The sequence below is a fragment of the Streptomyces sp. NPDC059534 genome (genome assembly GCF_042743475.1).
Lineage (GTDB): Bacteria > Actinomycetota > Actinomycetes > Streptomycetales > Streptomycetaceae > Streptomyces.
In genome coordinates, this window is the sequence record NZ_JBHWAQ010000021.1 from 51,401 (window position 1) to 68,184 (window position 16,784).

Sequence of the window (16,784 nt, forward strand, 5' to 3'; positions counted from 1 at the left end):
GGCTGTGACGACCCGGGCAGACTAACCGGTCGGTATGGAAAGGCGGAAGACCCGTTCCGCACGCCTCGTTCCCCGGGGCGGTCAGGAGCGCTAGCGTGCGTGCCCATGTCACCCCGAGGAGGTTCCATGAGCCTGTCCCGACGGAGTCTGCTGGCCGCCGGAGGCGCCCTCGGGGCGGTGGCGGCCGCGGCCCCCACCGCCTCGGCCACCGCCCCCGCCTCGGCCACCACCCCGGCCCCTGGTCGCGGTCACGGTCACGGCCGCGTACGGACCGGCTTCGAGCGGCTCGCGGAGGACGGGTACGCCCTGCTGGCCGGCGAGCGGGTCGGGATCGTCACCAACCCGACCGGGATCACCGCGGACGCGCGGCACGTCGTGGACGTGATGCACGCCGACGAACGGGTGGACCTCGTCGCCGTCTTCGGCCCCGAGCACGGCTTCCGGGGCACCGCGCAGGCGGGCGGCTCCGAGGGGCGGTACGACGACCCGGCGACCGGACTGCCCGTCTACGACACGTATCTGAAGAGCGGGCAGCCGCTGGCGGACGTCTTCACCGCCTCCGGGGTGGACACCGTCGTCTTCGACATCCAGGACGCCGGCGCGCGCTTCTACACGTACATCTGGACGCTGTACGACTGCATGGCGGCCGCCGCGCTCGCCGGGAAGCGGTTCGTGGTCCTGGACCGGCCGAACCCGGTGACCGGCCGCGCGGCGCTCGGCCCCGTCCTGGACCGGGCGTTCGCCACCTTCGTGGGACGCGAGCCGATCGCGCAGGCGCACGGCATGACGGTCGCCGAGCTGGCCCGGCTGTTCAACGGCGAGTTCCTGGCCGCGCCCGTGCCCCTGGAGACCGTACGGATGACGGGGTGGCGGCGCACGGACTTCTTCGACGCGACAGGGCTGCCCTGGGTACCGCCCAGCCCGAACATGCCGACGCCGGACACCGCGCTCGTCTACTCCGGTACCTGCCTCTTCGAGGGGACGAACCTCTCTGAGGGGCGCGGCACCACCCGCCCCTTCGAACTCCTCGGCGCGGAGGGGATCGACCGGCGGTGGGCGGAGGCCGCGAACGCCCTCGGCCTGCCCGGCGTCCGCCTCCGCGAGGCGTACTTCGCGCCGACCTTCTCCAAGTTCCAGGGCAGGACCGTGGGCGGGGTCCAGCTCCACGTCCACGACCGGGAGTCCTTCGACCCGGTGCGCACCGGGATCGGGCTCCTGGTCACCGCCCGGAGCTCGTGGCCGGGGTTCGCCTGGCGCCCGGACAACTGGATCGACAAGCTGACCGGCTCGACCCGGGTGCGCACCCTGATCGACGCGGGCGCGGGCGTCGACGAGGTCGTCGGGGCGTGGGAGACGGACCTGGCGGCCTTCCGGGCGGTCCGCGAGGAGTACCTGCTCTACCGGTGACCGCGGGGCCACCCACGGCTCGGCGATCCACTTCCCCCGTCCAGACGTGGGGCGGCCGCGCCGACCACCCGCCCCACGTCTGGACGGGGCCGTGCGCGGGCATGCTGGCCATGGAGCCGCCGCCCGCGCACGCGCGCGCCCACGGCATGGCGGCCCACCTCGACGTGGAGGGGCGGTCGGGCCGTGACCGGGATGAGTGTGGAGCCTTACCGGGAGATCACCTTCGACAAGGACGGCGACGGGCCGCCAGGGCAGTCCGCAGGGCTCGCCGCACTGGCCCGGCAGGGCGTCACCGACCTGGTGGTGCTCGCGCACGGGTGGAACAGCTCGCCGTCCGGCGCCACCCGCCTCTGCTCGGACTTCTTCGCCCCCTTCCCCGGCCTGTTCGCCCCCGGCGTCGAGGCCGGGTACGCGGGGCTGATCTGGCCCTCGATGATGTTCACCGGCGAGCCGGTGCCGGACTACCGGGCCCTCGTGACGGTCCTTCCGGAGAAGGAGCCGGTCCTCGGCCGGATCGCCGAGCTGCTCGCGTCGGCGCCCGCGGACGAGCGGGCGTTCTCCGAGTTCGGCGCGCTGCTGCGCGCGCTGGCGGACGTGCCCGACGCGGACGACCCGGGTGCCGCCGCGGCGCGGGAGTCGCTGCCGGAGTTCCTGGTCGCGGACCCGGTGGAGGTGTGCGCCCTGTTCACGGCGGCGCTGGAGGACGGCGCTCCCGGGGAGCGGACCGGCGGGGACGACGGAGCGGGCCTCGGCGAGGGTGTCGGGGAGGGTGCCGGCGAGGGCTTCGGCGAGGGGCTGAAGCGGTACTGGAAGGGCGCGCGGGAGGCGCTCCGGCAGGCCACGTACTACGTGATGAAGAAGAGGGCGGGCCAGGTCGGCGAGCACGGACTCGGGCCGCTGCTCGGCGAGGTCGCCCGCAGCGCCCCCGGCCTCCGCGTCCACCTCGTGGGGCACAGCATGGGCGCCCGGCTCGTCTCGTACGCGCTGCGCGGACTGCCCGCGGGGGCGCGGCCGGTCGCCTCCGTGACGCTCCTTCAGGGCGCGTTCTCGCACTACGCCTTCGCGGCCCGGCTGCCGCACGACGCCCGGCGGTCCGGTGCGCTGCGGGACGCCCAGTACCGGGTGCGGGGCCCACTGGTGGCCTCCTACTCGCGGCACGACAAGGCACTCGGGGTGATGTACCCGCTGGCGTCCCGGCTCGCGGGCGACTCCGCGTCGGTCACGGGCGACTCCCCGGCGCTCGACGGCGTCCGGGCCGGGCTGCTCGGTACCGACGACCCGCGCTGGGGGGCGGTCGGGCACGACGGCGTGAGGGCGGTGCCGGGCACGGTGGAGCGGACCCTGGAGGAGGTGCTGCGCGAGGGCGTGCCGGTGTCGGGGTGCGTGAACGTCGACTCGGCGGCCGTGGTCGGCTCGCACAGCGACATCCTGCGGCCCGAGCTGGCCCGGCTCGTGGTGGGGGCCGCCCGCCCCGGCCGTCCGGCCGCGTGACCTGGGCCGCTCCTGGTTCCGAGCACACCGGACGCGCCGGTTCCGGTGTGCACCAGGGGTCCCTGCCGTCCCGTTGATGGCTGCCATCCGGATATCGATGGAACATCGCGGGCCGCTCGTTCGTCCCTCTGATATCGCGGAAGGACCAGCGGCGGAGGTGGCGAGAGATGGCCGCTTTCCGGAGTCTCGCGAGACAGGTGCGCGATCCGGGGTGCGACACGGCGCTGCGCAGGTACTCGCTGCGCAAGTGTCTGGAGCGGTTCGCGCCGTACGGGCACCGGGCGACCTGGGACCATCTGTGCCGCCGGCACAGATTCGGGCCCGAGGACCGGGAGCTCGACCCGGGGCGGCTGGTGGCCGCCCTCGACGAGCTGGAGGAGGCGCGGGCCGTGTGGCTCGCGTACGAGGAGGAGTTCGCCGCCCGGCGGCGGCGCGAGAAGCACGAGGGGCTCCGGGGTCTCGGCGCCCTCGACGACTGGCACCGGCGGGTCTGGGGCGGCAACGGGGTCGTCCGGTGCGGCGACCCCGCCGTGCACCCGTCGGACCCGCTGCCCGAGGTGCTGCGGCGGCTGATCACGGCCCTGGAGGGCGACCCGGGCGACGGCTGCCCGGTGTGCGCCGGGCCCCGCATCGAGTGGGCCGGGCCGGGTGACGCGTACGAGCCGTGGCTCGGGCCCGTGTGCGGGGACTGCGGCGTGGGCGTTCCCCGCGCGGTGCTCACCTCGGGCGCGCTGGCCAGGGCCCGCGGGGACCGCCGCCGCCCGCTGGCGTCGGCGGCGTGAGACGGGCGTCCCCCGCCCTGCTCCAGGTCTGCCTCAACGGATCACGGGGGCCCGGGGACACGGCGGCGGTGCCGATGTCGCCGGAGTCCCTTGCCGCGTCCGCGGCCTCGGCGGTGACGGCGGGGGCCCGCGAGATACGCGTGCACCCCCGCACGCCGTGCGGTCGTACGTCGCTGTCGCCGCGCGTGCTCGCGCCCGTCCTGACGTCGCTCGGGGCGGCGCTCGGAGCGGCGGGCGCCGGGGCCGGCGTACCGGCGGGGGCGCCGGTACGGATCACGACGGCGATGTCCGCCGAGCCCGACACGGAACGCCGGGTGGAGCGGGTGCGCTCCTGGGCCGCCCTCCCCGGTCTCGTCTCCGTCGACTGGCACGAGCCGGGCGCCGAGGAGGTGGCGTCGGCGCTCCTGTCGCGCGGGATCGCGGTCGAGGCCGCCCTGTGGTCCGGTACGGACGGCCCGGCCCGCTTCGCCCGCTCACCGCTGGCGCCCCGGGTGGCACGGGTCCTGGCGAGGGCCCACACCCCCGCGGCGCGGGCCGGTCCCCCGGCCGGCCCGGTGGCGGCGGCCGAAGCCGTGGCCCTGGCCCTGCTCTCCGACATCGCCCGCCCGGCGGGCGTACCGCTGCTGCTCCACGGTGTGGACGGCGGCGCGTGGCCGGTGCTGCGGCTGGCCCGCCGGCTGGGGCTGGCCCGCCGGATCGGCCTGGAGGACACCCTGCTGCTGCCGGACGGCACCCGGGCCCGCTCGAACGCCGAACTGGTGGCGGCGGCCGTCGCGGGGCCGGGCGTCGTGCAATAGAAGGCGTCGACCTCAAGGAAGGTCGACCTCATGGGGGCGTCGACCTCAAGGAGGCGTCGTCCTCTAGGACGCGTCGTCCTTGGCGGGGCGGCGGACCGGGAGGAGGCGGGAGCCGGCCATGCGTTCGCCGATGACGTCGTCCGGGTTGGAGAGGACGCAGGTCTCCAGGGAGAGGCAGCCGCAGCCGATGCAGTCCGTCAGGTGGTCGCGGAGCCGGCCGAGCTGGGTGATGCGCGCGTCGAGTTCGGTGCGCCAGGCCGCCGAGAGGCGGGCCCAGTCCTCGTTCGTGGGCGTGCGCTCCTCGGGGAGCTGGGCGAGCGCCTCGCGGATCGTGGCGAGGGGGATGCCGACCCGCTGCGCGGCCCGGACGAACGCGACCCGGCGGAGGGTGTCGCGGCCGTAGCGGCGCTGGTTGCCGGTGGTGCGGCGGCTGCTGATGAGCCCCTTCGCCTCGTAGAAGTGCAGGGCGGAGACGGCGGCCCCACTGCGGGCGGCGAGCTGGCCGACGGTGAGTTCGTGGATCTTCTCGGGAATCTGCGGCACCCGCCGAACCCTACTGTCCGTTGACAGTGGCCCCCTCACCCCACATGCTGAGCAAGCGCTTAGATACCGACCGTTGGGTATGCCGTACCAGAGAGGGACACACCATGGCCGAGCCGAGGATCTTCACCTCCGCCGAGGAGCTGCGCGCGGGGGTCGGCGAGCAGCTGGGACACAGCGACTGGCTGGAGGTCGACCAGAAGCGGATCGACCTCTTCGCCGAGGCGACCGGGGACCACCAGTGGATCCACGTGGACCCCGAACGCGCCGCCACCGGGCCGTTCGGCACGACCATCGCGCACGGCTACCTGACGCTGTCGCTGCTGCCGCTGTTCGTGCCCCAGGTGCTGTCGGTCCAGGGCATGAGGATGGGCATCAACTACGGCACGGAGAAGGTCCGTTTCCCGGCCCCCGTACCGGTCGGATCGCGGCTGCGGGCCACCGCCGTCCTGACGAAGGTCGAGGAGGCGGGCGGCGGCGTGCAGGTGACGGCGGTGGTGACCGTCGAGCGCGAGGGCTCCGACAAGCCGGTCTGCGTCGCCGAGTCGGTCTCCCGCTACTACTTCTGAGCGCCGACCATCCTCAGGACGAGGTCGGCGTACAGCGCGCCGACCTCGTCGGGCGTCCGGCGTCCCTGCGCGTTGAACCAGCGCGAGACGTCGATGCAGAGGGAGAGCACGGCGACCGTGGTGCCGGGCACGTCGGGGACGTCGAACTCGCCCGCCGCCACGCCCTCGTCGATGATCTCGCGCACCGCCGCGTCGGATCGGCGGCGGAGCTCCACGATCTCGGCGCGGTGCTCGGGGCCGAGGGCGTCCAGCTCGTACTGGACGACCCGTGCGGTGGTGTGGCGCTCGGCGTGCCAGCGGACGAAGGAGCGCACGGCGTCGGCGAGGCGCTCGGCGGCCGTGCCGTCACCGGCGGCCGCGGCCCGGAGGATCTCCAGTGCCTTGTCGTGGCCTATGCGGCTGATCCGGTGGAGCAGCTCTTCCTTGGTCTTGTAGTGGATGTAGAGCGCGGCCGGGCTCATCCCGGCGCGGCCGGCGATGTCCCGGGTGGTGGTGGCGTGGTAGCCGCGCTCGGCGAACGCCTCCACGGCGGCCACCAGCAGTCGCCGGGCCGCTTCGGGCGTGACCTCGCCCCAGGGCATGTCCTCGCCCCCGGGCCTCTCCTCCGTCACGCTCATCCCACACTCCTTCTCGGACCCCGTCAGGACGAACACCATACAACGAGGGTGAGCAAGCGCTTAGAGCTTCTGGAAGGGGTCGTGCTCGGCGAGGAGCTTCTCCAGGCGGGCCTGGTCGACCCTGCTGACGATCTGGCCGGCCTCCTGGCGGTCGCGGACGACCTTGGCGAGCGTGAAGGCCGAGGTCGTGAGGTAGAGGACCGAGACGGCGAGGAAGGCACGGACCCAGGCGCTGGCGTCGAGCTGGTAGACGCCGATGGCCACGGCCGCGATCGCGATCCCGAAGGAGATGACGGCCTGCAGGTAGTAGGCCGCGGTGTTCTGCTGCTTGACCGGTGTGTCGCTCATGGGAAGAGCATCGGGCGGATGCGCCCCGTGCCGCATCCGCCCGCGTACTCATTCCCCGTACTCAGCCGGGTGGCCCGGGAGTGAGGTCCACGGCCCTCGGGCCCGATCCCGGGCCCCCGGGGGTCAGAAGGCCGAGACTCCCGTCAGCGCCCGCCCGATGATGAGCTTCTGGATCTGGCTGGTGCCTTCGTAGAGGGTCATGACGCGGGCGTCGCGGAGGAGTTTGCCGACCGGGTACTCGTCGATGTAGCCGTAGCCGCCGAAGACCTGGAGGGCGTTGTTGGCGGCGCGGACGGCGGCCTCGGAGGCGTACAGCTTCGCCTTGGAGGCGGCCGTGGCGAAGTCCTGGCCCCGGTCGACCAGGTCGGCGACCCGCCAGGTCAGGAGCCGGGCGGCGTCCACGTCGACGGCGATGTCGCTGATCAGTTCCTGCACGAGCTGGTACGAGGCGATGGGCTTGCCGAACTGCTCGCGCTCCCCGGCGTACCGCACGGCGGCGTCGAGCGCGGCCTGCGCGATGCCGACACAGCCCGCGGCGACCGACATCCGGCCCTTGGCCAGGGCGGACATGGCGACGGTGAAGCCCTTGCCCTCGGGGCCGAGCAGGGCGGCGGCCGGGACGCGGACGTCCTCCAGGACCAGCTCGGCGGTGGCCTGGCCCCGCAGGCCGAGCTTGCCGTGGACGGCCCGGCGGGTGAGGCCGGGGGTGTCGGTGGGGACGAGGAAGGCGGAGACGCCCCTGTGGCCGGGGGTGTCGTTCGTCCGGGCGAAGAGCAGGACGACGTCGGCCCAGGTGCCGTTGGTGATGAACATCTTGGTGCCGTTGACCACGTAGTCGCCGGAGTCGCCGTCCCGGACCGCCCGGGTGGCCAGGTTCCCCGCGTCGGAGCCGGTGCCCGGCTCGGTGAGGCCGAAGCAGCCGAGTGCCTCGCCGGAGGCGAGCCGGGGCAGCCACGCGTGCTTCTGCTCCTCGCTGCCCCAGGAGGCGATCGTCTTGGCGACCAGGCCGAGGGAGACGGAGACGATGCCGCGCACGGAGGAGTCGCCGCGCCCCAGCTCCTCGGTGACGAGGCAGTACGCGAGGTGGTCGCCGCCGGAGCCGCCGTACTCCTCCGGGATCGTGAGTCCGAGGAAGCCGACGGCGCCGAGCTTCTTCACGATCGCCCGGTCGACCTCCTCGGCGCGGTCCCACGCGACGACGTGCGGAGCGACCTCCCGCGCGACGAAGTCCTCGGCGAGCCGCCGCACGGCCTCCTGCTCCTCGCTCAGCGCCAGATCCACCGTGCACCACCTCGCCGATCCCTTTAATTACCACTGCTAGTTTTTGAGCGCACGCCTACTATGTGCGCCATGGCCCGACCGCGCAAGCCCCTGCTCAGCCGAGACCGGATCGTCGAGACGGCGGGAGCGCTGATCGACGCGGAGGGCCTCGCCGCCCTGTCGACCCGCAGGCTGGCCGCCGAACTCGGGGTCAGCGGACCCTCGCTCTACAACCACTTCCGGACGAAGGACGAGATCCTCGACGCGGTGGCGGACGCGGTGAGCGCCAAGATCGACCTGTCGATGTTCGCGGAGGACGACGTACGGGACTGGCGGACCGCGCTCCACGACTGGGCGGTCTCCTACCGCGCCGCCCTCGCCGACCACCCCCACATCGTCCCGGTCCTGGCCCAGGGCCCCGGCCGCCGGCCCGCGGGCCTCCGCGTCGCCGACGCCGTCTTCGGCGCGATGGTCCGCGCGGGCTGGCCTCCGGCGCAGGCCACCTCCATCGGCGCGCTGATGCGGTACTTCGTCACCGGCTCCGCCCTCGGCTCGTTCGCCCGCGGCTTCGTCGACGACGAGACGGCCTACGACCCCGCCGACTACCCCCACCTCGGCCGGGCCCACCTCCTCGCCGAACACCGCCAGAAGGTCGACGAGGGCGCCTTCGAGACCGGCCTGCGGGCCCTGCTCGACGGGCTGGCGCTCCAGTACGAGGCCATCCCGGCGGCCCGCCGGACGTCGGCCTCCTAGGGCCTGTCGCCCCATTCCCGTCGTGGGGCGGACGGGAAGGTGACGACAGGCCCCAGGACACTTCGGCCACCGCCGAACGGTGCGTCCGGCAGGCTGGGGGCATGGCAGCCAGAGACCTCGCCGCGCTCGCGGCGCTCTTCGCGGACGAGAGCCGTGCCGCGTTCCTGCTCGCCCTCCTCGACGGGCGGGCCTGGACGGCGGGCGAGCTCGCCCGGCACGCGGGGGTGGCTCCGTCCACCGCCAGCGAGCACCTCGGGAAGCTGGTCGCGGGCGGGGTCCTCGCCGAGGAACGGCAGGGCAGGCACCGGTACGTACGGCTCGCCGATCCCGGGATCGCGCACCTCGTCGAGGACCTGGCCGCCCGGTCCGAGCCCGCGGCGCCCGCGCCGCCCCGCTCGCTGCGGGAGGCCGGCGCCGGAGCGGCGATGGCCCGCGGCCGGACCTGCTACGACCATCTCGCCGGACGGCTCGGCATCGCGATCACGGAGGCGCTGACCGAGCGCGGACTGCTGCGCCAGGACACCGGGTTCGCGCTCACGGACTGGGGTCTGGCCTGGTTCGACGAGCGGGGCATCGCCCTCGTGCGCAAGGGGCGGCGGCCGGTGGCGCGCGGCTGCCTCGACTGGACCGAACGGCGGCCCCACCTCGCGGGGATCGCGGGCGCCGCCCTGTGCCGGCACGCACTCGACGCCGGCTGGTGCGTCCGGATCGGGTCCGAGCGGGCCGTGAAGGTGACCGAGGAGGGCGAGTCCGCCCTGTACGCGTCCCTGGGCATCGCGCCGACGGCGCTGCGGTGAGCCGGGCCGGGTGGTTCGGGGCCGGCCGCCGCCGCGAACAGCCCGCGCCCCGGCCCGCGAACCGCCCGCGTCCCCGGCCCGTCCCAGCCCGCGTCCCGGCCCTCGCTCCCGCTCCGCAGTGCGCCGTACGGCCCCGCTCCCGCCCCCGCGATATTGCGGTGAACGCCGAACGGTTCACGGCCTACGGTCGACCCATGCAGAAGCAATCCTCGCGCCTCGCGCTCGGCGCCGCCGGCGTGACCGTCGTCCTGTGGGCCTCCGCCTTCGTCTCGATCCGCAGCGCCGGGGCGGCCTACTCCCCCGGCGCGCTCGCGCTCGGCCGGCTGCTCGCCGGCTCCCTGGTCCTCGGCGCGGTCCTGCTGGCGCGGCGGGAGGGACTTCCGCCCCGGGCGGCCTGGCCGGGCATCGCGGTCTCGGGGCTGCTCTGGTTCGGGGTGTACATGGTGGTGCTCAACTGGGGCGAGCAGGAGGTCGACGCGGGCACCGCGGCGATGGTGGTGAACATCGGACCGATCCTGATCGCGCTCCTCGGCGCGCGGTTCCTCAAGGAGTCGCTGCCGCCCCGGCTGCTCGCCGGCATGGCGGTGTCCTTCGCGGGTGCGGTGGCCGTGGGCCTCTCGATGTCGGCGGGGTCCTCCGGCGGGCACGCCTCGGTGCTCGGGGTCCTGCTCTGCCTGCTGGCGGCGGTGGCGTACGCGGGCGGGGTCGTGGCGCAGAAGCCGGCGCTGGCGCACGGCAGCGCGCTCCAGGTGACGACGTTCGGGTGCCTGGTGGGCACGGTCGCCTGCCTGCCGTTCGCCGGGCAGCTGGTCGAGGAGGCGGGCCGGGCCCCGCTGTCGGCGACCCTGAACATGCTCTACCTCGGGGTGTTCCCGACCGCGCTCGCCTTCACGACCTGGGCGTACGCCCTGGCCCGTACGACCGCAGGCCGGATGGGCGCGACGACGTACGCGGTGCCCGCTCTCGTGGTGCTGCTCGCCTGGGTCCTCCTCGGCGAACTGCCGGGGCTCCTCACGCTCGCCGGAGGGGCGCTGTGCCTGGCCGGTGTGGCGGTGTCCCGCTCCCGGCTGCGGACCTCCGCCGCGGCCGGAACGGCCGAATCCACCTGACAGGCCATACCCAGGGTTCCGGTCACTTCACAGGCGGCCCGCGGCCCGCAGGCGGCCGCGACCTGGAGGGGAGATGCCCGTCAAGCCCCAGTTTCGGCCGGACGGGCGAGAAGGGGCGTTTCGTCGCCGCCCGGCCGGATAGTTTCGAGTCGGTCACAGGCGCGGGCCGCAACGTGACGGGCCGGCACCTTCCGGCAATCCGACGGGGGAGCTCATGGCGATTCAGCAGCGGGCGGAGCGGACGAGACAGGAGATCCTCTCGTCTGCGGCCCGGGTCTTCGACAGACTCGGCTACGAGCGCGCGTCGCTCGCCAGAATCGCCGGCGAGGCCCGGGTGACCACCGGCGCCCTCGTCTTCCACTTCGCGACGAAGGCGGACCTCGCGAGCGAGGTGCGCGGCCGGGCCCGTGCGGTCACCCGGATCACGGTCGAGTCGGCCTGCCTGTCCACGGAGGGCGTGGGCGGCACCGCGATCGACAAGCTGGTGATCACCACGCACGCGCTGATCCGGCTGTTCGAGACCGACCACCTGGCCCGGGCCGGCGAACGCCTGGCCCGCGAGCTCCAGTCGACCGGCCCCGTGCTGGACTGCCCGTGGCGGCGCGAGGTGGCGCGCCTCGCACGCTACGCCGCAGCGGAGAACGCCTTGCGCCCCGGCGTGGACGCGACCGCCGTCGCGGCGCTCATCGGCTACGTGATCACCGGCGTCGAGCTGGAGATGCGCTGCCCCAACGCCGCCCCCACCGACGCGCCCTGGCCGCCGGAGCGCGGCGCCGCCGACGGCGACGCCCCGGAGAGCATCCCGCCCCGCCGACCGACGGAGGCCGCCGCGGAGCGCCGCCCGGCGGAGAGCGGTGCGCTGTGGGGGCCGGCCGAGGAACGGCTCGGGCGGATCTGGGAGTTGATCCTGCCGGGCCTCGTGCACCCGGCCGGGCGGCCGCGCGAGGGCGCGGTCGGGCGCGAGGAGCCGGGCAGGGCGTCCGGTCCGGCCGCCCGCGGCCCGGCCGCCGGGCCGTCAGTCCCCGTCGCCGGCCTCAAGGAGTCGGCGGGCGAAGGCCGTCAGTGACCGGCCGATGCGCTCGGCCGACAGACCGAGCTCGTGCCGCTGGAACTGGAAGAGCTCGGGCGACAGCGGGCTGAGCGCGATGTCGATCAGCGGGTCCGGGTCGCGGACCCCGTGGGCGACCAGCAGGGTGCGGACGTGCACGCGCCAGAAGCCGTAGGCGCCCGTGCGGAAGCGCGCGGGGCCGGTCTCGGCCCCCAGCGCCAGCGGGAGATGACGCTCCAGCAGGTCGAGCATCGCCAGATAGAAGGCCGCGAGCCGCTCCCCCGCGGGCGCGCCGGGGCCGAGCGGCGGCGGGCCGTAGATGAGCTGCCCCTGGAGCCGGCGCTCGTGTTCGTCGAGCAGCGCCACGGCGACCGAGGGCGGGTCGGGGAAGCTCCGGTAGAGCGTGGCGCGGCCCACGCCGGCGGCCTTGGCGATCCGGTCCATGGTGACCGTCCGGGGGTCCTGCTCGGCGAAGAGCCGCTCGGCCGCGGCCAGGATCTGGGCACGGTTGCGTTCCGCGTCGGCCCGCCTCCGCGGGGCGACCGGCTGTTCGTCGACGGCCTGTAGATCTCCGAGGAGCCCGCCGACCCGGTGCACGGAGGAGGCTCCACGTCCGCGCTGCTCGTCGTCGCTCATGGATCAGACCTTACTTCCCTCGGGGCTAAGTGGACACCTTGTCCGTTTGCCATCCCGCGTGGCATGCTAAACGGACTCAGTGTCCACTTATCCGCTCGCCATCCCCGCCCCAGGGAGATCCAGATGCACACCGCGCTTCTCGCCGCGGCCCTGCTGGTCGGCTGCCTCCTGGCCGTCCAGGCCTCGGTGAACCTCCAGCTCAACTCGGCCGTCGGCACCCCGTACGGCGCTTCGACCATCCAGCTCGGCGTCGCGACCGGCCTGCTCGTCGTCCTGGCCGTGGCCGCCGGCGCGCTCGGCGCGCTCGGCAAGCTGCCCGACGTGGAGCCCTGGCAGCTGCTCGGCGGACTGGCCAGTCCGCTCTACATCACCAGCGGCATCCTGCTGTTCCCCCGGCTGGGCGCCCTCGCCGCCGTCGGACTGTTCGTGACCGGCCAGATGTTCGCCTCGCTCGCGCTCGACGTGTTCGGTCTCCTCGGGCTGGAGCAGAAGGACCTGAACGCCGGGATCGTCATCGGCGCCCTGGCCGTGCTCGCCGGCATCGTCGTGATCATCCGGGGCATGAAGGCGGCCGCCCCGCCCGGCGCCCCCAGGATGTCGAGCGCCGGCCGCGCGGGCTGGCTCGCCCTCGGCGTCGTCGCCGGCGGCGTCCTGCCCGTGCAGGGCGCGGTCAACGCCCAGCTGCGCGCGCAGCTGAAGGAGCCCATCACCGTCGCCGTGATCAGCTTCGCCGTCGCGACCTTCACCATCGCCGTCGTCCTGCTCGTGCTGTACGCGACCCGGCGCACCCCGAAGCCCAAGATCGCCCCGCTGAAGAAGATGCCCTGGTGGGGCTGGCTGGGAGGCGCGTGCGCCGCCGCCTACGTCACCGGCACCTTCCTGCTCATCCCCTCGATCGGCGCGGCCGTGACGATCGCGCTCACCGTGACCGGACAGCAGCTCACCTCGGCACTGATCGACCACAAGGGCCTCTTCAAGCTCCCCCAGCGCTCCCTGACGAAGCCGCGCGCCCTGGGTCTCGCCCTGCTGATCGCCGGCTCCCTGACCATCCAGCTCGTCTGAAGACCCGTCACGAGAGGTGCGGCATGAAACCCTCCTACACGGCCGGGCCGGACATCCACGTCCTGCCCTCCGCGCTGCCCATACCGGGCCTCGGCGACCAGCCGGTGAACGCCTTCCTCCTGCGGTCCGGACAGCCGGTCCTCGTGGACACCGGCATGCCCGTCGACCGGGAGGGGTTCCTCGACTCCCTCTGGTCCCTGATCGACCCGGCCGATCTGCGCTGGGTGGTCGTCACGCACGACGACCGCGACCACACCGGCGCCCTGGCCCGGATCCTGGCCGACGCCCCGCACGCGAAGGTGCTCGCGAACGCGATATCACTGACGCGAATATCAGAAGAGTTCGACATTCCCGGGGACCGGGTAGTAACAGCGAACCCGGGAAGCCGGGTGAAAATCGGCGACCGTGAGCTGAGTTTTCACCGGCCGCCCACCTTCGATTCACCCGGCACCCTCGCCGTGTTCGACCATTCCGATGGAACGCTCTACAGCTCCGACAGCTTCGGCACCGTCGTCGAAGAGATCACCCAGGAATTCGCCGACCTTTCCGAGGAGGAGTTCTTCCGCGGATTCGACGTACTGAACCGGGCGATAGCCCCGTGGACCGCGCTGGTCGACGAGGCGAAGTTCGTCCGGCCCGTGCGCGAACTGGCCGCGCTGCGCCCCGCACGACTGCTGAGCGCCCACGGGCCGACCGTCCGCGAGGCCGCCGTACCGCGGCTCTTCGACGCGATGGCCCGCATCCCCTCCCTGCCCGCCTGGCTGCCCGACGCCGAGCTCGACCTCGAGGCGGCCCTGGACGCCCACGAGTCCCCCGCCGGCTGACACCCCCGCCCGCGACCCGAACGAGGAGAACCATGCCCGACCCGACCACCGCCGACCTGACCCCGCCGCGCGGAGTCGTCACCGTCTTCTCCGACATCTGGTGTTCCTTCGCGCACATCGCCGTCCACCGGCTGCACACCACCCGGGCCCGGCTGGGCCTGGAGGAGCAGGTCTCCTTCGACCTGCGGGCCTTCCCGCTGGAACTGTTGAACGACGCCCCCAGCCCGCGCCCCGGCACGGACAGCGAGGTCGCCCGGATGGGCAGCCTGGAGCCGGCCGCCGGCTGGCAGCTGTGGCAGGCCAAGGACTGGCTCTACCCCTCGACGACGCTGCCCGCCCTGGAGGCCGTCCTCGCGGCGAAGGAGCAGAGCCTCAACGCCTCGGAGCAGCTCGACCTCGGGCTGCGCCGGGCGTTCTGGGCCGAGTCGCGCTGCATCAGCCACCGCAAGGTGATCCTGGACGTGGCGGCCGACACCGGCGTGGTCGACGTGGCGGCGCTCACCGAGGCGCTGGACGACGGCCGGGCCCGCCGCACCCTCGCCGACCAGGCCGCCCTGTCCGCGACCGACCGCGTGAACTGCAGTCCGCACCTCTTCCTGCCCGACGGCTCCGACCACGCCAACCCGGGCATCGACGTGGGCTGGGAGGGCGCGTACGGCATCGGCTGGCCCGTGATCGCCTCGGACGACCCGAAGGTGTTCGAGGACATTCTGCTGCGGGCCGCCACCGAATAGCCGGAGAAAGCCGCCGGAGGCGGCCACGACAGGGAACGACGGCCAGGCATTCCAATTCACGGAATGCCTGGCCGTCGTTCCTTTTTTTCGTCCGCAGAACATCGCGGTGATTATTAATTGCGTGACCCGGCCGTTATTCGCAAGCCCGGTCGCACCTCATACAGTCGTTCCCGCCGGCCGGAATTCCGGACGCAGATTCCAAGCAGCATTCGCATCGGCATTCGTATCGACAGCGGGAGTTCTCATGTCGTTGACCGACAAGGCAGACGTCAGCACCTTCGTCGACCTCACCCAGCACGAGATCGAAGCTCTGAAGACCCGGTTCAACCTCGCCGACGCGCACACCCACCAGCGCCAGTCCGCTTCCCAGGAGCAGATCGTCTCGCGGCTGCCCGAGCTCTGGCACGAGTCCGAGTCGAAGCAGCAGGCCCACTTCGAGCGGCAGTTCCTCGACGCGTTCTTCCGGCTGCACCAGCAGCCCACCGCCCGGGCGATGGACCGCACGCTCCTCTCGTACTCCGCCAGCGTCTCCACCATGGTCGCCGGCATGTTCCTCAAGCAGCGCGGCAAGTCCGTGCAGCTGGTCGAGCCCTGCTTCGACAACCTCGTGGACCTGCTCCGCAACATGCAGGTGCCGATCTCGCCGCTCGCCGAGTCCGCGCTGCACGACCGGGACGCGATCTACGACCGGCTGGTCGAGCAGGTCGACGCGGACGCGATCTACCTCGTCGACCCCAACAACCCCACCGGGTTCACCCTGCTCGCGGAGAAGCTGGAGGGCTTCCGCGAGGTCGTCCGCTACTGCGTGGACCACGGCAAGGTCCTGGTGATGGACTTCTGCTTCGCCTCCTTCGCGCTCTGCGACGAGGGCGTCGGCCGGGTCGACATCTACCGGCTCCTGGAGGAGTCCGGCGTCACGTACATGGTCATGGAGGACACCGGCAAGACCTGGCCGATCCAGGACGCCAAGTGCGCCATGATCACGGCCAGCCGGGACATCCAGGAGGAGGTGTACAACCTCCACACCAGCGTCCTGCTCAACGTCTCGCCGTTCGTCCTCAACATGGTGACCCAGTACGTCGAGGACTCCATCACCGACGGCTTCGCCTCCGTGCGCGACATCATCACGACCAACGGCGAGGCGGCCCGCGCCGCGCTCGGCGGCACCATCCTGGAGTTCCAGGAGCCGGTCGTCGGCACCAGCGTCGCCTGGTTCCGGATCAAGCCGGAGCACCTGACCGCCACCCAGCTCCAGGCCGTCCTGTTCGACGAGGAGGTCTACGTCCTGCCGGGCACGTTCTTCTACTGGAACACCAAGGAGAAGGGCGAGCGCTTCCTCCGCCTGGCCCTGGCCCGCGAGCCCGAGCTGTTCGCCGGCGCGATGGAGCGGATGCGGAAGGTGCTCGAGCGCTATGCGGCCTGACCCCACCCCCGCGGTGTTCATCGACGCCACCCTCTTCATGGGCATGCACAGCAAGGACGACGCCGTCCGGATCGCCGCCAAGTCCTTCTTCGCGGACCGGCTGGCCGCCGGGGACACCGGCCGGATCTTCATGAGCTGGGAGCAGGTCGGCCGCTGCGACGACCTCGTGTGGGGCTACGAGCGGGGAGTGCAGGACGAGTACTACCCCTTCATGGACGTCCTCCACACCGACCTGGCGATCGACCGGGTCGGCTACGACGGGGAGGACGTCCGCCGGGCCCTCACCGCACCCGGGCTCGACGGACTGCCCACCCATGAACGGCTCGTCCTCGCGCAGGTCATCGGCAAGGGGGGCCTGCTCCGCACCGCGAGCCCCCGGTTGCTCCGTACGCCCGGACTTCCCGTCGAACCGATCGTGCGGGAGGGCGCTCGCAGCGCGGTCGAGGAGCCCTCGTTCCCCGCGTACCTGGAGGAGCTGTACCAGCGGTCGCTGGTCCTGAAGGTCGCCTCCGAGAACCTCTGAACGGCCCCGGTACCTCCGTGCACGACCTCGGTACCCGCTCCGAACCACCTCTGGACCCATTTCC

General features: G+C 73.1%; 19 protein-coding genes. 14 read left to right on the top strand and 5 right to left on the bottom strand.

Features of this window, described 5'->3' with window-relative positions; translation table 11 throughout:
- Nucleotides 1-126 precede the first annotated feature (126 nt).
- From ACFVZH_RS24185 to ACFVZH_RS24200, 4 genes are all read left to right on the top strand, one after another.
- Entirely contained in the window at nucleotides 127-1,407 is a 1,281-nt protein-coding gene (locus ACFVZH_RS24185) for an exo-beta-N-acetylmuramidase NamZ domain-containing protein (protein ID WP_384900156.1), read from the top strand.
- 192 nt (nucleotides 1,408-1,599) lie between these two features.
- A complete protein-coding gene (locus ACFVZH_RS24190; RefSeq protein WP_384900158.1) occupies nucleotides 1,600-2,898 on the top strand; it encodes a serine-threonine protein kinase in 1,299 nt (432 codons plus the stop codon).
- A gap of 167 nt (nucleotides 2,899-3,065) precedes the next feature.
- Entirely contained in the window at nucleotides 3,066-3,680 is a 615-nt protein-coding gene (locus ACFVZH_RS24195; RefSeq protein ID WP_384900159.1) for a hypothetical protein, read from the top strand.
- A 17-nt stretch (nucleotides 3,681-3,697) separates the two neighbouring features.
- A complete protein-coding gene (locus ACFVZH_RS24200) occupies nucleotides 3,698-4,477 on the top strand; it encodes a 3-keto-5-aminohexanoate cleavage protein (RefSeq protein ID WP_384900349.1) in 780 nt (259 codons plus the stop codon).
- A gap of 63 nt (nucleotides 4,478-4,540) precedes the next feature.
- On the opposite strand, the gene soxR is transcribed toward ACFVZH_RS24200, so the two are convergent.
- Nucleotides 4,541-5,020, bottom strand: coding sequence for a redox-sensitive transcriptional activator SoxR (gene soxR / locus ACFVZH_RS24205; protein ID WP_384900161.1), 480 nt, complete (start codon nucleotides 5,018-5,020; stop codon nucleotides 4,541-4,543).
- A 104-nt stretch (nucleotides 5,021-5,124) separates the two neighbouring features.
- Here soxR and ACFVZH_RS24210 point away from each other — a divergent pair, with 104 nt between their 5' ends.
- Complete coding sequence (locus tag ACFVZH_RS24210) at nucleotides 5,125-5,586, top strand: MaoC family dehydratase (RefSeq protein WP_384900163.1); 462 nt, start codon at nucleotides 5,125-5,127, stop codon at nucleotides 5,584-5,586.
- Here ACFVZH_RS24210 and ACFVZH_RS24215 read toward each other — a convergent pair.
- The 3 genes from ACFVZH_RS24215 to ACFVZH_RS24225 all read right to left on the bottom strand — a co-directional run bounded on the left by ACFVZH_RS24215 (nucleotide 5,577) and on the right by ACFVZH_RS24225 (nucleotide 7,832).
- Nucleotides 5,577-6,203, bottom strand: coding sequence for a TetR/AcrR family transcriptional regulator (locus ACFVZH_RS24215; protein WP_384900165.1), 627 nt, complete (start codon nucleotides 6,201-6,203; stop codon nucleotides 5,577-5,579). The genes ACFVZH_RS24210 and ACFVZH_RS24215 overlap by 10 nt on opposite strands.
- Nucleotides 6,204-6,263: 60 nt before the next feature.
- Nucleotides 6,264-6,551 carry a YiaA/YiaB family inner membrane protein gene (locus tag ACFVZH_RS24220; RefSeq protein WP_366303920.1) on the bottom strand — a complete coding sequence of 96 codons (288 nt, stop codon included), beginning with the start codon at nucleotides 6,549-6,551 and terminating at the stop codon, nucleotides 6,264-6,266.
- Between the two features lie 123 nt (nucleotides 6,552-6,674).
- Complete coding sequence (locus ACFVZH_RS24225) at nucleotides 6,675-7,832, bottom strand: acyl-CoA dehydrogenase family protein (protein WP_384900167.1); 1,158 nt, start codon at nucleotides 7,830-7,832, stop codon at nucleotides 6,675-6,677.
- 69 nt (nucleotides 7,833-7,901) lie between these two features.
- Between ACFVZH_RS24225 and ACFVZH_RS24230 the strand changes: the two genes are divergently transcribed.
- The 4 genes from ACFVZH_RS24230 (at nucleotide 7,902) to ACFVZH_RS24245 (ending at nucleotide 11,536) form a co-directional block, all read left to right on the top strand.
- On the top strand, nucleotides 7,902-8,564 hold the full coding sequence (locus ACFVZH_RS24230) for a TetR/AcrR family transcriptional regulator (protein WP_384900169.1): 663 nt from the start codon (nucleotides 7,902-7,904) through the stop codon (nucleotides 8,562-8,564).
- A 101-nt stretch (nucleotides 8,565-8,665) separates the two neighbouring features.
- Entirely contained in the window at nucleotides 8,666-9,361 is a 696-nt protein-coding gene (locus tag ACFVZH_RS24235; RefSeq protein ID WP_384900172.1) for an ArsR/SmtB family transcription factor, read from the top strand.
- Nucleotides 9,362-9,555: 194 nt separating this feature from the next.
- Nucleotides 9,556-10,470, top strand: a complete 915-nt coding sequence (locus ACFVZH_RS24240) for a DMT family transporter (RefSeq protein WP_384900174.1) — start codon at nucleotides 9,556-9,558, stop codon at nucleotides 10,468-10,470.
- Nucleotides 10,471-10,684: 214 nt separating this feature from the next.
- Nucleotides 10,685-11,536 carry a TetR family transcriptional regulator gene (locus ACFVZH_RS24245; RefSeq protein ID WP_384900176.1) on the top strand — a complete coding sequence of 284 codons (852 nt, stop codon included), beginning with the start codon at nucleotides 10,685-10,687 and terminating at the stop codon, nucleotides 11,534-11,536.
- On the opposite strand, the gene ACFVZH_RS24250 is transcribed toward ACFVZH_RS24245, so the two are convergent.
- Nucleotides 11,486-12,154 (bottom strand): TetR/AcrR family transcriptional regulator, encoded by a 669-nt coding sequence (locus ACFVZH_RS24250; RefSeq protein WP_384900178.1) that lies wholly within the window; start codon nucleotides 12,152-12,154, stop codon nucleotides 11,486-11,488. The two genes, ACFVZH_RS24245 and ACFVZH_RS24250, sit on opposite strands and share 51 nt — an antisense overlap.
- Nucleotides 12,155-12,277: 123 nt before the next feature.
- On the opposite strand from ACFVZH_RS24250, the gene ACFVZH_RS24255 reads away from it, so the two are divergent.
- The 5 genes from ACFVZH_RS24255 to ACFVZH_RS24275 all read left to right on the top strand — a co-directional run bounded on the left by ACFVZH_RS24255 (nucleotide 12,278) and on the right by ACFVZH_RS24275 (nucleotide 16,720).
- Nucleotides 12,278-13,216 (top strand): DMT family transporter, encoded by a 939-nt coding sequence (locus ACFVZH_RS24255; protein ID WP_384900180.1) that lies wholly within the window; start codon nucleotides 12,278-12,280, stop codon nucleotides 13,214-13,216.
- A 23-nt stretch (nucleotides 13,217-13,239) separates the two neighbouring features.
- Nucleotides 13,240-14,040 (top strand): MBL fold metallo-hydrolase, encoded by an 801-nt coding sequence (locus ACFVZH_RS24260; RefSeq protein WP_384900182.1) that lies wholly within the window; start codon nucleotides 13,240-13,242, stop codon nucleotides 14,038-14,040.
- A gap of 32 nt (nucleotides 14,041-14,072) precedes the next feature.
- Complete coding sequence (locus tag ACFVZH_RS24265; RefSeq protein WP_384900184.1) at nucleotides 14,073-14,774, top strand: DsbA family protein; 702 nt, start codon at nucleotides 14,073-14,075, stop codon at nucleotides 14,772-14,774.
- A gap of 244 nt (nucleotides 14,775-15,018) precedes the next feature.
- Nucleotides 15,019-16,197, top strand: coding sequence for an aminotransferase class I/II-fold pyridoxal phosphate-dependent enzyme (locus ACFVZH_RS24270; protein WP_384900187.1), 1,179 nt, complete (start codon nucleotides 15,019-15,021; stop codon nucleotides 16,195-16,197).
- A complete protein-coding gene (locus ACFVZH_RS24275) occupies nucleotides 16,187-16,720 on the top strand; it encodes a DUF6190 family protein (protein WP_384900189.1) in 534 nt (177 codons plus the stop codon). Before ACFVZH_RS24270 ends, ACFVZH_RS24275 begins: the two co-directional genes overlap by 11 nt.
- The last annotated feature ends 64 nt before the right edge of the window (nucleotides 16,721-16,784 follow it).

What these genes read in the sequence shown, in the direction of transcription:
- ACFVZH_RS24185 (WP_384900156.1), top strand. Translation starts at nt 127, where the DNA reads ATGAGCCTGTCCCGACGGAGTCTGCTGGCCGCCGGAGGCGCCCTCGGG.
- ACFVZH_RS24190 (WP_384900158.1), top strand. Translation starts at nt 1,600, where the DNA reads ATGAGTGTGGAGCCTTACCGGGAGATCACCTTCGACAAGGACGGCGAC.
- ACFVZH_RS24195 (WP_384900159.1), top strand. Translation starts at nt 3,066, where the DNA reads ATGGCCGCTTTCCGGAGTCTCGCGAGACAGGTGCGCGATCCGGGGTGC.
- ACFVZH_RS24210 (WP_384900163.1), top strand. Translation starts at nt 5,125, where the DNA reads ATGGCCGAGCCGAGGATCTTCACCTCCGCCGAGGAGCTGCGCGCGGGG.
- ACFVZH_RS24215 (WP_384900165.1), bottom strand. Translation starts at nt 6,203, where the DNA reads ATGAGCGTGACGGAGGAGAGGCCCGGGGGCGAGGACATGCCCTGGGGC.
- ACFVZH_RS24220 (WP_366303920.1), bottom strand. Translation starts at nt 6,551, where the DNA reads ATGAGCGACACACCGGTCAAGCAGCAGAACACCGCGGCCTACTACCTG.
- ACFVZH_RS24230 (WP_384900169.1), top strand. Translation starts at nt 7,902, where the DNA reads ATGGCCCGACCGCGCAAGCCCCTGCTCAGCCGAGACCGGATCGTCGAG.
- ACFVZH_RS24235 (WP_384900172.1), top strand. Translation starts at nt 8,666, where the DNA reads ATGGCAGCCAGAGACCTCGCCGCGCTCGCGGCGCTCTTCGCGGACGAG.
- ACFVZH_RS24240 (WP_384900174.1), top strand. Translation starts at nt 9,556, where the DNA reads ATGCAGAAGCAATCCTCGCGCCTCGCGCTCGGCGCCGCCGGCGTGACC.
- ACFVZH_RS24245 (WP_384900176.1), top strand. Translation starts at nt 10,685, where the DNA reads ATGGCGATTCAGCAGCGGGCGGAGCGGACGAGACAGGAGATCCTCTCG.
- ACFVZH_RS24250 (WP_384900178.1), bottom strand. Translation starts at nt 12,154, where the DNA reads ATGAGCGACGACGAGCAGCGCGGACGTGGAGCCTCCTCCGTGCACCGG.
- ACFVZH_RS24255 (WP_384900180.1), top strand. Translation starts at nt 12,278, where the DNA reads ATGCACACCGCGCTTCTCGCCGCGGCCCTGCTGGTCGGCTGCCTCCTG.
- ACFVZH_RS24260 (WP_384900182.1), top strand. Translation starts at nt 13,240, where the DNA reads ATGAAACCCTCCTACACGGCCGGGCCGGACATCCACGTCCTGCCCTCC.
- ACFVZH_RS24265 (WP_384900184.1), top strand. Translation starts at nt 14,073, where the DNA reads ATGCCCGACCCGACCACCGCCGACCTGACCCCGCCGCGCGGAGTCGTC.
- ACFVZH_RS24270 (WP_384900187.1), top strand. Translation starts at nt 15,019, where the DNA reads ATGTCGTTGACCGACAAGGCAGACGTCAGCACCTTCGTCGACCTCACC.
- ACFVZH_RS24275 (WP_384900189.1), top strand. Translation starts at nt 16,187, where the DNA reads ATGCGGCCTGACCCCACCCCCGCGGTGTTCATCGACGCCACCCTCTTC.